Below are 10,577 nucleotides of genomic sequence, written 5' to 3'. Positions count from 1 at the left end.
TTGAAGCTCAGGCCCTCGCGCCTCAAGAACATCCAGACCGCGTTGTGCGAGACCTTGACCCCGCGTGCGGCCAACTCATCCTTCAGACCATGCAGTGTCAGATGCGGCGTCTCACGCACACGCGCCTCGATGAAGGCACGGTGCGGCTCCAGCACCCTCTTGCGATGTCCGCCCATCTTGCCAGGCGCAACCGAGCCAGTCGCCCGATGGCGCTGCAACAACTTCACCGCCGCCGAAACCGAAATGCCGAACCGTTTCGCGGCCGACCGGCGGCTCTCGCCACCCAAAACCGCCGCTACAACACGTTCGCGAAGATCATCCGAAAGAGGTCGCGTCATCCGATGCTGGCCTCCACTCCAGCCAGCATCTTGAATCACAAAACCGACTGATCCGGAATCCCCTTCGATTCCGTCAAATCAGGAACCGCTCTAACTGTGCTGCATGGATGCAGCTCTAACCGGCATCCCGGTTGGTCAAGGCGATGTGGCAGCAGCCGGAACCGTGGCCCGGCGTCCAGGTGACGTTGTCGAAGCGCACTCCGGTGGCCTCGAACAGGCCGCGGTCGAAGGCGCCGGCGATGCGGCAGAGTGTGGCGAGCTTCTCGTCGCCGACGCCGGCCTCGACCCAGGCGTCCTTCAGCGGACAGCGCCTGACCTTGAAGGCGATGCGGTCCGGACCGCGTTCGACGTCGGTCGGATACATGCGGCCGCCATCCGGGCTGACGGCGAGGAACGCCTCGCCGATCGCCGGTGCGTCGTTTGGGCCGAAATCGGCAAAGGCCGCCGCCGCAACCTCCTTGCCGCGTTGTTCGATGATACGGATCATGATCGCCTCGGCTTTTTCCGCGCCCAACTCCGCGGTTAGCTCGTCGAGGAATAGACGATAGAGATCGGCGCGGTTGCGGAAGGCGGAATCGAGTTCGCGCGACAGTTTTTCGGCTCGGGCTTCGGCGTCGGTCATGATGCGTCCCGTTCGATCCTTGACAGTCTTGGCGCTGCCGCCACCAGCGCCTTGCCGATCGCGGATTGCGGCGCGTCGATGACGCTGCGCGCATCGCCGCTCTCGGCAATGCGCCCGGCTTCCAGAATAGTGACCCGGTGGGCGATGGCACGGACGACGCCGAGATCGTGCGAAATGAACAGATAGGCGATGCGTTCCTCGCGTTGAAGGTCAAGCAGCAGCTGCAGGATCTGCGCGCGCACCGAAACATCGAGCGCCGACACGGCCTCGTCGAGCACGACCAGCGACGGTTTCGTGGCGATGGCGCGGGCGATTGCAACGCGCTGGCGTTGGCCGCCGGAAATTTCGTGAATGGCGCGGCCGGCGAGACCGGGGCTGAGGCCGACGCGTTCCAGCAGAGCTGCAATATGGCGCGCGCGCTCGGGGCCAGAGGCAATGTGATGGATGCGCAAGGGGTCGTCGAGCACACGCGCGACTGTGGCGCGTGGGTTCAAGGCGGCGAGCGGATCCTGAAACACCATCTGAAGGCGGGCGCGCCGGCCGCGCAAGGCAGCGCCGTTCAGCGACAGGAAATCGCTGCCTTCAAATTCAATACGGCCGGTATCGACTTCGATGAGCCGGAGCACTAGACGAGCTATCGTCGACTTGCCGCTGCCGGAAGGTCCGGCCAGCGCCAGCGTCTCGCCGGGGTCGATGTGGAAGGAAACGTTGTCGACCGCGGCGATGATCTTGCCGCCGCGACTGTATCGTTTGGTCAGGCCGGAAACGGCGAGCAGCGGGTCGGTCATGTTCGCCGCAACAGCGGCTCGGCGTCGAGGCCGAGATGAGCGTCAAGCAGCACACGAGTGTATGCGTGACGCGGCGCATTGACGATTTGGGCTGTCGAACCGAGCTCGAGCAGCTCGCCATGCCGGAACACCGCGATGCGCTCCGCCAGCTCAGCGGCCAGCGCAATGTCGTGGCTGATGAACAGCAGCGTCATACCGTCCTCGGCCACCAGTCGCCGGATCAGCCCGACGATCTCGGCCTGCACGATCGTATCCAGCGCGCTGGTCGCCTCGTCGGCGATCAGCAATCTCGGACCGGCCGCGATCGCCGCGGCGATGGCGACACGCTGCTTCTGGCCGCCCGAGAGCTGGTGTGGAAAGGCGCAGAGGGCAGCGTCCGGATCGGGCAGGCGGACGCGCTCGAGCAGGGTTTTTGCCTTGGCATGGGCGTCTCGCCAACTGAGGCCGAGATGAGTGCACGCGACTTCCGCGATCTGCTTGCCGATTGGCATCACCGGGTCGAGACTGGCGGATGGGTCCTGGAAAACGAAGCCGATGTCGCGGCCGCCGATGGGGGTGTGGCTTGTCGCAATGACGAATGGTCGGCGCTCTGTCGCGCCCCCCTCTGTCCTGCCGGACATCTCCCCCTCAAGGGGGGAGATTGCGCTTTCATCTCTGCCTTCGCCAATCACCGAAGCTGGCGGAAAGGAACCGGCTGCGAAACTACCGATCTCCCCCCTTGAGGGGGAGATGTCCGGCAGGACAGAGGGGGGTGCCTTGGCACGAAACATTGGCGGCGGACGCAAGAGCCAATCGATGCGGCCTTCGATCCTGGCGGTGGCCGGCAGCAGCCCGGCAATGGCCAGCGCCAGCGTGCTCTTGCCCGAACCGCTTTCACCGATGATGGCAAAGCGCTCGCCGGCGGTGATGTCGAAGCCGACATTCTTCAGCGCCGCTACCTCGGCGCCGTCGCGGCGATAGGTCACCGTCAGATTGCGGATCGAAGCAAGCGCCGTCACGACAGGCTCCTCCTCATCGCCGTGGTCTCGACGACGCCTTCGCCGGCGAGATAGACGCCGAGCACGGTGAGCACGAGCGCTACGCCCGGAATAATCGACAGGAAGGGCGCGGTGCGCAGCACGGCGCGGCCTTCGGCGATCATGCCGCCCCAGGTAACCCGGTTGGGATCGCCGAGGCCGAGAAAGGACAATGCCGCTTCGGTGAGAATCGCCGCGGCGACGATCACCGACGACAAAGCCATTACCGGCGGCAGCGCATTGGGGAGCACCTCGCGAAAGGCGATCTCCAACGGATGCATGCCGATGACGCGGGCGCCGGCAACAAAATCGCGCTCGCGGATCGACAGCACTTCGGCCCGCGCCACGCGTGCCGGTCCGGTCCAGGCGCCAAGCGCGATCGCCGCGACGACGACGCCGAGCGACGGCCCGACGATGCTGACGAAAGCCAAAGCCAGCAGAAAGGCTGGCACGGTCTGGAACGCGTCGGCGATGCGCATCAGCATCTCGTCGACAACGCCGCCAGCAAAGCCGGCCAACGTGCCGATTATGGCGCCGACGGCAAGGGCGACGGCTGCTGCTGCCAGCCCGACCGCCAGCGAGGTGCGGGCGCCGTGGAGAAGCTCGGCTAGCACGTCGCGGCCGAGCCGGTCGGTGCCGAGCGGCAGCGACCAGTCCTGGAGGGGCGGCAGCAATGCCGGTCCGGCAATCGCCTGCGGATCGCCGGGAAACAACAAAGGCGCGGCAAAAGCCATGGCAAACAGCGCCGCCAGGATGACCGCGCCGGCGATCGCTTCCGGGGTCCGGAGAAAGCGGCGAAGCGGGCTCACGCGCCGGCCCCACTGGCCCCAACGCGCGGATCGAGGAAGGCGTAGGCGATGTCGACGAGAAGGTTGATGATGACGACCAGGACGGCGCTGACGAGAATGATGCCGAGCAGTAGTGGGGTATCCCGCGCGGCCACTGCTTCCTGCGCCAGCCGGCCGAGGCCGGGGACGGAAAAGACGCTCTCGATGACGACGCTGCCGCCCAACATCTGCGCGGATTGCAGGCCGAGCATGGTGACCAGCGGCAACAGCGCGTTACGGGCGACGTGAGCGAGCACGATGCGACGGCGGGAAAGTCCCCTGGCACGGGCGGCCAGCACAAAGTCCTGTCGCCACACCTCGGCCATGCCGGCGCGCGTCATGCGCAGATAGAGCGCGAGATAAATGAAGCCGAGCGCCGAAACCGGCAGGACGAGATGGCGGGCGATATCGGCGGCGCGATCGAGGCCGGTCCTGGCCGAGACGATACTCTCGATGCCGCCGATCGGAAACCAGCGCAGGTCGACGGCGAAGACAATGATCAGCACAAGCCCGAGCCAGAAGCCCGGCACGGCATAGAGCGCCAGCGAGCCGATGGACAGGAAACGATCACGGAAGCTGCCGGGTCTGGCGCCGGCATAGATGCCGAGCGCCGAGCCGAGGCCGAAGGAGAGCGCGGTGGCGCTCCCCATCAACAGAAGCGTGTTGGGCAGGCGCTCGAGGACGACTTCGCGGATCGGCCGCGAAAAGGTGACCGACTGGCCAAGGTCGAGATGCAGCAGCGCCCAAAGGTAATTGGCCAGCCGCGTCAGCTCAGACTGGTCGAGCCCCCAGCGGTGACGCAACAGCTCGATCATGCCGGCGTCGCCGCCGGTCGAGACGATATAGGCATCGACCGCGTCGCCGGGAGCGGCTTCGAGCAGCAGGAAGGTGCCAATGACGACAATCAGCAGCACGAAGATGCTGCCGACGAGACGGCGGCGAAGGAGGATGACGGCGCGGGTCATGGCGCAACGCCGATAGGAGAGCCAAGTCTTCGGTGCCGCGCTCTACGGCGCCCCCCTCTGTCCTGCCGGACATCTCCCCCACAAGGAGGGAGATTGGCAGCTTCGGCGTTGCCGGCCGTCTTGCAACGCTGGAGATTGGCGAAAGCGACAATGACAGCCGATCTCCCCGCTCGTGGGGGAGATGCCAAGTGATGGCAAAGAGGGCAGGACAGAGGGGGGCGCGAAAAAGCTCTCATCGCTGAAGCTGAGCACCCACACAAGCGGCACGCAAGTCTGGAGAGACTTTCTTACCCCGCCAGCCAAGTGTCCGCCCAGTTCGATACTGCCCAGCGCGGGTTGTTAGCGATGTTGTTGACCGTATCGCGGGCGACGCTGATGAAACTCCATTCGGCGACGTTGATCAGTGGCAGGTCGGCGGCAACTTTTCTCTGGAACTCCTTGTAGAGTTCGGTGCGGGCGGCGGTGTCGAGCGTCTCCGATGCCTTGGCGATCAGGGCGTCGAGATCGGCATTCTTGTAGCCACCTTGGTTGGAGAAGGGCACGCCGTCGGGAATGCCGCTCTGCACCAGGATGGTGGTCGAGATCGCCGGATCGCCGCGGAACACCGGCGGCCCGACTGCAAGGTCGAAGGCGTGGTCGGTGTAGACAGCCTTGATATGCGCGGCAGAGTCGTTGTTGACCAGCTGGGCGTCGATGCCGATGGCGGCGAGCGCCTGGCGCAGATAGTCGCCGAACTGCTTGGTTTCGTTGAAGTAGGGCGCCGGCAGCAACCTCAGTGAAAAGCGCTTGCCGTCATCGCCCCGGCTGTAGCCGGCCTCGTCAAGCAAGGCGTTGGCCTTGGCGACGTCGAAGGCGTAGGTCGGCACGTCGGCGGTGTAGAATTGCGGGTCGTTTTTCGGCACCGGGCCAGTGGCGGTGGCGGCATAGCCAAGGAATACCGTCTTGACGACGAAATCCTTGTCGATGGCGTGAGCGATCGCCTGGCGTACTTTCAGGTCGGCCAGCTCCTTGCGGCGATGATTGATCTCGACGACGAGCTGGTAGGTCAGCCCTTCATAACCCTTGGTGATCACCTTGACACCGGGCACTTTGGAGATGCGGTCGAGATCGGCCAGGGGCACGGCGGAGAAGGCGGCGAGCTGGATCTCTTCGGCTTCCAGGGCGCTGGCCGCCGACGTGCGGTCCGGCAGCACCTGATAGATGATCTCGTCGAGATAGGGCTCGTCCTTGTCCCAATAATCGGTGTTCTTCTCCAGCCGGGAATATTCGCCGGGCTTGTATTCGGCAAATTTGAACGGTCCGGTGCCGATCGGGGCGTTGTTGGCCGGGTTGTCCTCGATCTTTCCGGTCTCGTAGATGTGCTTGGGCACCACGCTGCTCAGCGCCGGCAAGGCGTTGCGGATCAGCTGGAACGGTGTCGGCTTGGCGAATTTGAACACGGCGGTGGTTTCGTCCGGCGTGTCGACCGCCTCCAGATCCTTGAACACGGTGCGGCCGAGATTCTGCAGCGGCTTCCAGACCTGCAGCGCCGAGAAGGCGACATCGGCTGAGGTGAATGGCTTCCCATCATGCCATTTGACGCCCTCGCGCAGTTTGAACGTCACCGACAGGCCGTCGGCGGCACCTTCCCAGCTGAGCGCCAGGCGCGGATCGAGCCCGTCCTTGCCGCCGAAGGAGGCCTCGGCCAAGGTTTCCACGATCTTGCTCGAGATGAAGAAGACGCCGTTCGAGGCGACAATCGCCGGATTGAGATTGCGCGGCTCGGAATCGGCGGCGACAACCAGTCGTCCGCCCTTTCTCGGCGTCTGCGCCGAGCCGATCGTCGGCATGGCGGTGGAGGCCAACAGCAATGCCGAACCGGCCAGCATCCTACGTCTGGAAATGGTGAACTCTGGCATGATCGAACTCCGTCCTCTCCGCGGACCCGGCCGGGTCCGCCGTACCCCGCGGACGCTCGTAAGCATCCTGCAAAGCTGATTATGGGCCTTGTGCGGGGTTTCGCCAAAGACGGAATTGGCGCATCTCTACGTGGCTTTGAAATTTCCGTCCGCTGGACCAGTTGTACAGAAAACGGTTCGACGCGCGGTTCTAGCAGGACCAGACTGGAGTACAGTGCAGCAGGTGGAGCAGCTTTTAGGGCTGGTTCGCCCGTTCTGGCTGGACCAGATCGGGCAAAATGATGCAGATTTAAGCATAGCCGAGGTTCAGAGCCGGAAAAGCCGGTGCCGGCGAGCGGCCGGCTAAGGAATTTCAGGGAGAGAGACATGAACATTGCCCCAGGCAAGAATGCCGTCGGCAGCGTGCCGTTCGACCAGGCCAGGGTGGACGAGCTGATGGAGGAGGCCGGCATCGACGTGCTGCTCGCCACCTCCAAGCACAACACGCAATATCTGCTTGGCGGCTACAAGTTCATCTTCTTCGCCGCCATGGATGCAATCGGCCACAGCCGTTATCTGCCTGTCGTCGTCTATGAGAAAGGTGGGCCGGAGCATGCCGCCTATATCGGCAACCGCATGGAAGGCGGCGAGCACCAGAATCATCCGTTCTGGACGCCGACACTGCATGCCGCCTGCTGGGGTACGCTCGATGCCGCCAATCTGGCGGTCGAGCATTTGCGAAAGATCGGCAAGGGCAATGCCCGCATCGGCATCGAGCCCGCCTTCCTGCCGTCCGACGCCTATATCCTGATCCGCAACGCGCTGCCGGATGCCAAGCTGATCGATGCGACTGATATGCTGGAGCGCATGCGGGCAATCAAAACCGAGGCGGAGCTGGAAAAGCTGCGCATCGCTTCTGAGCTGATCACCGATTCCATGCTGGCGACCATCGGCTGGGCACGCGAAGGCACGACCAAGAGCGAGATCATCGAACAGCTCAGGCGCGAGGAGACCAATCGCGGCGCGCATTTCGAATATTGCCTGTTGACGCTAGGCTCCAGCCACAACCGCGCCGCCTCGCCGCAGGCGTGGAGGAAGGGCGAGGTGATGTCGATCGATTCCGGCGGCAACTACCACGGCTATATCGGCGATCTTTGCCGCATGGGCGTGCTGGGCGACCCTGACGCCGAACTCGAGGATCTGCTGGCCGAGATCGAGACAGTGCAGCAGGCGGCCTTCTCCAAGGTCAAGGCGGGCACGCTGGGCGGTGACATGATTTCTCATGCCGAAGGCGTTCTGAAGAAATCCAAGGTTGCGGCCTATACTGATTTCTTCGCGCATGGCATGGGGCTGATCACGCATGAAGCGCCGTTCCTGATGACCAACCATCCGGTGACCTATGAAGGCACCTATGCCGCAAAGCCGCTGGAGAAGAACATGGTGCTTTCGGTCGAGACGACCATGCTCCACCCGACGCGCGGCTTCATCAAGCTGGAGGACACGGTGGCGGTGACCGATGCCGGTTACGTCATGTTCGGCGATCGGGGCAGGGGCTGGAACAGGGGTGGGGCTTAGGCGCCTTCTATCTCACTTCCCGCCCGGCGGCATCAACCTGAAATCCGGCAACTCCCGCAATGCCAGTTCCGGCCCTGCCGGCGAATAGACGACGAAAAGCTGCATCGGCCCGTCGCCGGTATTGAGCGTCGAGTGGAAGCGGCTTTCCGGCACATAGATGGTGCAGCCGGGGCCGACTTTCTCGACGACCGGGTTGCCTTTCTCGTCTTCGACCATCTGCTCGCCATTGCCTGAGATGACAAAGATGATCTCCTCCGCACCCGGATGGTTATGACGCGTATGGCCTTTGCCTGACGGTAGGTCGACGACACCACCGGAAAATCGCTTTGCGCCGTTCACTTCGGGAGAGACCGTCAGCGACAGCCTGCCCCAGTCGAAGCCGAAGGCGCTGACGTCTTTTGGATATACGAATACCTTGCTGTTGTCGGTCATCGTTCCACCCTTCTGTTTGCTGGTCTCTACGCAGCGCCGAACGTGACCGCCTTGAAATCCGCCGTCTGCCTGGCGATTGAGGCTTCCGCCGGCAGCCGCTCCATCGAACTGGCGCCATAGAACCCGTGCAGGCCCTTGCAGCGCTCGAGAATATATCTGGCGTCGTCCGGCATCGAGATCGGCCCGCCATGGCAAAGCAGGATCATATCCTCGCGCGCTGAGCGTGCCGCTTTGGCGATGGCGTCGATCTCGCTCACACAGTCGTCCAGCGATTTAGCCGATGTCGCGCCAATCGAGCCGCCGGTGGTCACCCCCATATGGGCGACGACGATGTCGGCGCCAGCTGTTGTCATGGCGCGCGCCTCGTCTGGGTTGAAGACATAGGGCGTGGTCAACAGGTCGAGTTTGTGAGCCTCGGCGATCATGTCGACCTCGAGCCCGAAGCCCATGCCGGTTTCTTCAAAACTCTGCCGCATCTGGCCGTCGAACAGTCCGATGGTCGGAAAGTTCTGCACACCGGAAAAGCCCATCGTCTTCAACTCGGCCAAAAGCAGCGGCATGATGACGAAGGGATCGGTGCCGTTGACGCCGGCCAGCACAGGCGTCTTCTTCACTACCGGCAGCACTTCGTAGGCCATTTCCTTGACGATCTCGTTGGCGTTGCCATAGGCGAGCAGGCCGGCGGCCGAGCCGCGCCCGGCCATGCGGTAGCGGCCGGAATTGTAGATGATGATCAGGTCGATGCCGCCGGCTTCCTCTGCCTTGGCCGACAGGCCGGTGCCGGCACCGCCGCCGACGATCGGCACGCCGTCCGCGATCATCTTGCGGAATTTCTCCAGGATTTTCTTGCGCGGTATGGCGGCCATGTCTTGGTGTCTCACTGTCTGGCGATGTCGAGGAAGGCCGTCGTGGCAGCCCAGGCGAATTCGGGGTCGTTGATATGAAGCGGCAGGCGCAGCACGCGCCGCGTTTTGGCCGGTTTGATGGTACGCTCGATCGCCCCGAACAAAGCGGCATCGGCTTCAGGGTCGAAGAAGGCGCCGCCTTCAATGTCGAGCGCCGACACGCCTTTCTCCGGAATGAGGAAACGAACCGGACCCTGGCAGAGGCTCAGCCTTGTACCGATCCATTCGCCGATCGTTCTGCTTTCGTCGGCAGTGGTGCGCATCAGTGTGACGTTTGGATTGTGCTCATAGAACAGCCGGCCGCGATAGCGTTCCGGAATTGTCGGCGGCGCCCAGAAATTGACCATGTCGAGCGCGCCGACCGAGCCCACATAAGGCAGCCCGGTGCGGGCGATGGCGCCAAAGCGATCTTCGGTCGCCGGCAGCACGCCGCCAAGCACCAAGTCGCAGACTTCGGTCGTTGTGATGTCGATGACGCCTGACAACAGGCCGCTGTCGGCCAATTTTTCCATGGTGCGGCCGCCGGTGCCGGTGGCATGAAAGACCATGCAGTCATAAGTCGAACGAAGCTCATCGGCGATCGCGGTCACGCATGGCGTGGTGACGCCGAACATGGTGAGGCCGAGCGACGGTTTGCCCTCGGGCGGCGGCGCCGGCTTTGTCGCCATGCCTGATATCGCCTGGGCGGCATTGTGCAGCACGACACGCGAAAGCCGGTTGAGGCCGGCCATGTCGGTCACCGACGGCATCATGACGATGTCGGAGATGTCGACGTAAGGCGCGGTGTCACCCGAGGCCAACGTCGAAACCATGATCTTGGGCAGACCGAGTGGCAGCGTGCGCATGCCTGCGGTGATGATCGAGGTGCCGCCACCGCCGCCAATGCCGATAATCCCGGCAATATCGCTGCGCGACTGGACAAACCGGGCAAAGGCGGCAGCCATCGCCGCCACCGCGGTGCCGCGATCGTCGACGCCGAGCACGGCATTGCGACCCTCGGAATGGTGGCTGGCGACCTCGTCTGCCGAAACATCGACCGGCACGGTCGCGCCGCGTGTTCCGATGTCGACACGGGCAATCGAAGCGCCGGTAGCCGCGACCGCATCGGCCAGAAATGCGAGTTCCTCGCCCTTGGTGTCGGCGGTGCCCACCACATAGATGCGCTTCATCGCGTTTCCCCGGTCTTGGGCGTGCTCGGCGCTGCCGCCCCTTTTTGCCCGGCCGTTCGACGG

At 63.8% G+C, this 10,577-nt stretch carries 10 protein-coding genes and 1 pseudogene; 1 reads left to right on the top strand and 10 read right to left on the bottom strand.

The window, feature by feature from the left end:
* From NKI24_RS02160 to NKI24_RS02130, 7 genes and pseudogenes are all read right to left on the bottom strand, one after another.
* Window positions 1-338: pseudogene (locus NKI24_RS02160) on the bottom strand (IS630 family transposase); the annotation flags it as partial.
* Between the two features lie 115 nt (window positions 339-453).
* Entirely contained in the window at window positions 454-960 is a 507-nt protein-coding gene (locus NKI24_RS02155) for an L-2-amino-thiazoline-4-carboxylic acid hydrolase (RefSeq protein ID WP_352577383.1), read from the bottom strand.
* The gene (locus tag NKI24_RS02150; protein ID WP_352743062.1) at window positions 957-1,748 is read right to left on the bottom strand and encodes an ATP-binding cassette domain-containing protein; all 792 of its coding nucleotides are present in this window, start codon (window positions 1,746-1,748) and stop codon (window positions 957-959) included. Before NKI24_RS02150 ends, NKI24_RS02155 begins: the two co-directional genes overlap by 4 nt.
* Entirely contained in the window at window positions 1,745-2,746 is a 1,002-nt protein-coding gene (locus NKI24_RS02145) for an ABC transporter ATP-binding protein (RefSeq protein WP_352743060.1), read from the bottom strand. The genes NKI24_RS02150 and NKI24_RS02145 overlap by 4 nt, the downstream gene beginning before the upstream one ends.
* Window positions 2,743-3,573 (bottom strand): ABC transporter permease, encoded by an 831-nt coding sequence (locus tag NKI24_RS02140; protein WP_352743058.1) that lies wholly within the window; start codon window positions 3,571-3,573, stop codon window positions 2,743-2,745. Before NKI24_RS02140 ends, NKI24_RS02145 begins: the two co-directional genes overlap by 4 nt.
* The gene (locus tag NKI24_RS02135) at window positions 3,570-4,556 is read right to left on the bottom strand and encodes an ABC transporter permease (RefSeq protein ID WP_352743056.1); all 987 of its coding nucleotides are present in this window, start codon (window positions 4,554-4,556) and stop codon (window positions 3,570-3,572) included. The genes NKI24_RS02140 and NKI24_RS02135 overlap by 4 nt, the downstream gene beginning before the upstream one ends.
* Window positions 4,557-4,843: 287 nt before the next feature.
* Window positions 4,844-6,454, bottom strand: coding sequence for an ABC transporter substrate-binding protein (locus NKI24_RS02130; protein WP_352743054.1), 1,611 nt, complete (start codon window positions 6,452-6,454; stop codon window positions 4,844-4,846).
* A gap of 366 nt (window positions 6,455-6,820) precedes the next feature.
* On the opposite strand from NKI24_RS02130, the gene NKI24_RS02125 reads away from it, so the two are divergent.
* On the top strand, window positions 6,821-8,008 hold the full coding sequence (locus tag NKI24_RS02125) for a M24 family metallopeptidase (protein WP_352743052.1): 1,188 nt from the start codon (window positions 6,821-6,823) through the stop codon (window positions 8,006-8,008).
* 12 nt (window positions 8,009-8,020) lie between these two features.
* Here the strand turns inward: NKI24_RS02125 and NKI24_RS02120 are convergent, their stop codons facing one another.
* The 3 genes from NKI24_RS02120 to NKI24_RS02110 are packed head-to-tail and all read right to left on the bottom strand — an operon-like array spanning window position 8,021 to window position 10,514.
* The gene (locus NKI24_RS02120) at window positions 8,021-8,440 is read right to left on the bottom strand and encodes a cupin domain-containing protein (RefSeq protein WP_352743050.1); all 420 of its coding nucleotides are present in this window, start codon (window positions 8,438-8,440) and stop codon (window positions 8,021-8,023) included.
* Window positions 8,441-8,466: 26 nt separating this feature from the next.
* Window positions 8,467-9,306 carry a phosphoenolpyruvate hydrolase family protein gene (locus NKI24_RS02115; RefSeq protein WP_352448406.1) on the bottom strand — a complete coding sequence of 280 codons (840 nt, stop codon included), beginning with the start codon at window positions 9,304-9,306 and terminating at the stop codon, window positions 8,467-8,469.
* 11 nt (window positions 9,307-9,317) lie between these two features.
* Entirely contained in the window at window positions 9,318-10,514 is a 1,197-nt protein-coding gene (locus NKI24_RS02110) for a Tm-1-like ATP-binding domain-containing protein (RefSeq protein ID WP_352448405.1), read from the bottom strand.
* Between the last annotated feature and the right edge of the window lie 63 nt (window positions 10,515-10,577).

It is taken from the genome of Mesorhizobium sp. M0701 (assembly GCF_040320365.1).
Lineage (GTDB): Bacteria > Pseudomonadota > Alphaproteobacteria > Rhizobiales > Rhizobiaceae > Mesorhizobium.
Note: the sequence above shows the minus strand (reverse complement) of the source record. Positions and strands in the feature narration are given on the sequence as shown.

Bases quoted from the DNA above. Each gene is read 5' to 3' on its own strand.
- NKI24_RS02155 (WP_352577383.1), bottom strand. From the start codon at position 960: ATGACCGACGCCGAAGCCCGAGCCGAAAAACTGTCGCGCGAACTCGAT.
- NKI24_RS02150 (WP_352743062.1), bottom strand. From the start codon at position 1,748: ATGACCGACCCGCTGCTCGCCGTTTCCGGCCTGACCAAACGATACAGT.
- NKI24_RS02135 (WP_352743056.1), bottom strand. From the start codon at position 4,556: ATGACCCGCGCCGTCATCCTCCTTCGCCGCCGTCTCGTCGGCAGCATC.
- NKI24_RS02130 (WP_352743054.1), bottom strand. From the start codon at position 6,454: ATGCCAGAGTTCACCATTTCCAGACGTAGGATGCTGGCCGGTTCGGCA.
- NKI24_RS02125 (WP_352743052.1), top strand. From the start codon at position 6,821: ATGAACATTGCCCCAGGCAAGAATGCCGTCGGCAGCGTGCCGTTCGAC.
- NKI24_RS02120 (WP_352743050.1), bottom strand. From the start codon at position 8,440: ATGACCGACAACAGCAAGGTATTCGTATATCCAAAAGACGTCAGCGCC.
- NKI24_RS02115 (WP_352448406.1), bottom strand. From the start codon at position 9,306: ATGGCCGCCATACCGCGCAAGAAAATCCTGGAGAAATTCCGCAAGATG.
- NKI24_RS02110 (WP_352448405.1), bottom strand. From the start codon at position 10,514: ATGAAGCGCATCTATGTGGTGGGCACCGCCGACACCAAGGGCGAGGAA.